This window comes from Microbacterium sp. ISL-103, assembly GCF_018613995.1.
In the GTDB taxonomy this organism is placed as follows: Bacteria; Actinomycetota; Actinomycetes; order Actinomycetales; family Microbacteriaceae; genus Microbacterium.
This window is the reverse complement of the sequence record NZ_JAGGPD010000444.1, coordinates 1,611-1,973: the sequence shown is the minus strand read 5'-3', so window position 1 is coordinate 1,973 and position 363 is coordinate 1,611. Positions and strand designations below refer to the sequence as shown.

At 70.5% G+C, this 363-nt stretch carries 1 pseudogene; it reads left to right on the top strand.

From position 1 onward, the window contains the following. A pseudogene (locus tag J7E68_RS15415) lies at positions 1-235 on the top strand (MFS transporter); the annotation flags it as partial. Positions 236-363: the final 128 nt, after the last annotated feature.

The window sequence follows — 363 nt, the reverse complement described above, 5'->3', positions numbered from 1 at the left end:
CGGCATGACCGCCGGCGCGCGATCGGCGGGCAGGGGGCTGGGCGTGGCGATCTTCGGCGCGATCTCCAACTCGGTCATCGCCCGCGGCGGTGGTCCGGAAGATCCCGCGACCATCATCTCGGCATCCGTCTGGGTGTTCATCGCCGCTGCGATCGTCGCCGTGCTGACTCTGATCGCCGCGGCGTTCATGCCACGCGACCCGGCCGGCGCGCGCTCGGGCGAGCCGCGGTCCTAGCGTCGCTGGGGTGCGGGGTGGATGCGGTGCAGGGTGGCTGCGGTGCGGGGCCAGTTACGCATTGGATTCACCCGATTGGGATGCGTTATTGACCCCACAGCACGCGGGCGGTGTGTTTGTGACCCCGC